3 protein-coding genes are annotated in these 2,352 nt (G+C 62.4%); 2 read left to right on the top strand and 1 reads right to left on the bottom strand.

The window, feature by feature from the left end; all coding sequences use genetic code 11:
* Together EN939_RS30340 and EN939_RS30335 are read left to right on the top strand one after the other, a co-directional pair.
* A partial coding sequence (locus EN939_RS30340) for a hypothetical protein (protein WP_245473213.1) occupies positions 1–317 on the top strand: 317 nt, incomplete at its 5' end.
* A 225-nt stretch (positions 318–542) separates the two neighbouring features.
* Positions 543–887 (top strand): hypothetical protein, encoded by a 345-nt coding sequence (locus tag EN939_RS30335; protein ID WP_127270013.1) that lies wholly within the window; start codon positions 543–545, stop codon positions 885–887.
* Positions 888–920: 33 nt separating this feature from the next.
* On the opposite strand, the gene EN939_RS30330 is transcribed toward EN939_RS30335, so the two are convergent.
* Positions 921–2,352 (bottom strand): ABC transporter ATP-binding protein (locus EN939_RS30330; protein ID WP_164751358.1); only part of this gene is annotated, 1,432 nt, incomplete at its 5' end.

The raw sequence follows: 2,352 nt of genomic DNA, 5'->3' as shown, positions 1-2,352 counted from the left end.
CTCTTAGGGTTTCCGCTTTGGGATCGTTACTTGGCGCTGCCGCCGGCGTGTTGGCCTGCCTGAGCGCCGTTGCGGCCCATGGCATCAATCCTCTTGCTGCGAGCGTGTTGCCAGCAGCGGTGGCTGGCGCGGTCTGCGGCGGCGTTGCCGGCGGTCTGTTTGGAACATTCGCCATGGCCGCCATGAAGGCGGATGATCAAGACGTTGCCGAGGGGGTGGTTCTGGTGATGGCGCATGTCGATGAAAATGACGCCGACATCGCTCAGACAGTGCTCGGCGGTTGCTCCCCGTCGACGTTCGTGGCCGAAGCAGCGTAGGAAAGGACCGCCCGACGTCGCCGGGACGGGCTCTCTGCGTTCACCAGTGATTGAACCCAACACGCGCCAGATAGCAATTCGAGTGGCAGAGAATGTTCCTGCGCCGGACGCAAAGGCTGGCCGGTGGCAGGTTTCTTCGCGGGCCGCATATTTTGACGAAAAGGTCCGTCGGCTTTAGGGTCGATGGACCTGATGGAGTCAGCCAAACGGCGGGCCGAGTGCGACATGAATTTGAATTCAACCACAGCCCCGCCCTTGATTCTTGTGATGACGCTGGTTCTCTTCACTGGCTGTTCATCGCTCGGCAGAACCGTCGATGCAGCGAAATACGATTCGATGACGTGCACCGACCTCAACAGGGCGATGGGAGACGTCGCCCGTGACATCTCGCAAACGGCAATCACGCGCGGCAAGGTGGCCAACACCAATGTTCCACGCTGGCTGCTCGGCGGCTCACGCGTGAAGACCGCGGTAGCCAACCGCGAAACAGCCAGGATCGACCGGCTTAAGCAGCAACAGGATGCCATTGCCGCTGTGCGAGCACGCAAGTGCCCCAGGTCCGCGAATTGAGCGGACAGCCAATGCCTCGGTGCGGAGCCCGGTTCAGGCGCTCAGGCGAAATCGCGTCACGTCGATCGCCGCGGCCATCAGCGTCTGTGTGTAGGCGTGCCGCGGATCGCTGAAGATCGCCTCAGTCGGCCCTTCCTCGACGATCTTGCCCTGTTTCATGACGATGATGTAGTCGGCCATGGCGCGCACGACCGACAGATCGTGGCTGATGAAGAGATAGGACAATTCGTGGTCCGCCTGCAGCTTGCGCAGCAGTTCGACGATCTGTTTCTGCACAGAGCGATCGAGCGCCGAGGTCGGCTCATCCAATACCACCAGCCTGGGCTTCAGGATCATGGCGCGAGCAATGGCGATGCGCTGCCGCTGGCCGCCGGAGAATTCGTGCGGGTAGGGATTGCGTGCGTTGGGGTCGAGGCCGACCTCGCGCAAGGCGTCGACCGCGCGTTGATCACGCTGCTTGCCCGAAAGATCAGGCTCATGCACCAGAAGTCCTTCGGTGATGACTTGGCCGACGGTCATGCGCGGCGACAGCGAGCCGAACGGATCCTGGAAGACGAGCTGCATCTGGCGCCGCAGCGGCCGCATCGCCTGCCTGTCGGCTTGGGAAATGTCGCGATCACCGAAACGGATAAGCCCGTCGCTCGGCAACAGCCGCAGCAAGGCGCGGCCGAGCGTCGACTTGCCCGAGCCGGATTCACCAACGATGCCGATGGTCTGGTTTCGCTGCAGCCGGATCGAGATGTGATCGACGGCACGCAGCATCAGCGGTTCACCAGCAAGAAACCCGCCGCCAATCCTGAACGTCACTTCGACATTTCTACCTTCGAGCAGCACCGGAGCATTGGCGGGCGGCGGCCGCTTGCTGCCGGCCGGCTCGGCCGCCAGCAGCATTTTCGTGTAGGCATGCTGGGGATTGACGAAGATGGCCTCCGCCTCCCCCTCCTCGACAACCTCGCCCTGGCGCATGACATAGACCCGGTCGGCAAAGCGGCGGACGATGCCAAGATCGTGGGTGATGAAGACGATCGCCATGCCGAGCTTGCGCTGCAATTCGGCCAGAAGCATCAGGATCTGCGCCTGGATGGTCACGTCGAGCGCCGTCGTCGGCTCGTCGGCGATCAATATGTCAGGGTCGTTGGCGAGCGCCATCGCGATCATCACACGCTGGCGCTGGCCACCGGACATTTCATGCGGATAGGATTTCATCCGCCGCTCGGGATCGGGAATATGCACCAGCCGCAGCAGCTTGAGCGCCTCTTCCCGCGCCTCGGCGGCATTCAGGCCCCGGTGCCGGCGGATCGGCTCGATCAACTGGTTGCCGATCGAATAGAGCGGATCGAGCGGAGTCATCGGCTCCTGAAAGATCATGCTGATCTTGCGGCCACGAACCTGGTTGAGCTCGGATTTGCTGAGCGTCAGAAGATTGCGGCCGCGATAATCAACGCTGCCTGTCGCTTCGCCGTTC

Source organism: Mesorhizobium sp. M7A.F.Ca.CA.002.05.1.1, from assembly GCF_003998335.1.
In the GTDB taxonomy this organism is placed as follows: domain Bacteria; phylum Pseudomonadota; class Alphaproteobacteria; order Rhizobiales; family Rhizobiaceae; genus Mesorhizobium.
This window is presented reverse-complemented; position numbering and strand designations above follow the sequence as displayed.

Bases quoted from the DNA above. Each gene is read 5' to 3' on its own strand.
- EN939_RS30335 (WP_127270013.1), top strand. From the start codon at position 543: ATGAATTTGAATTCAACCACAGCCCCGCCCTTGATTCTTGTGATGACG.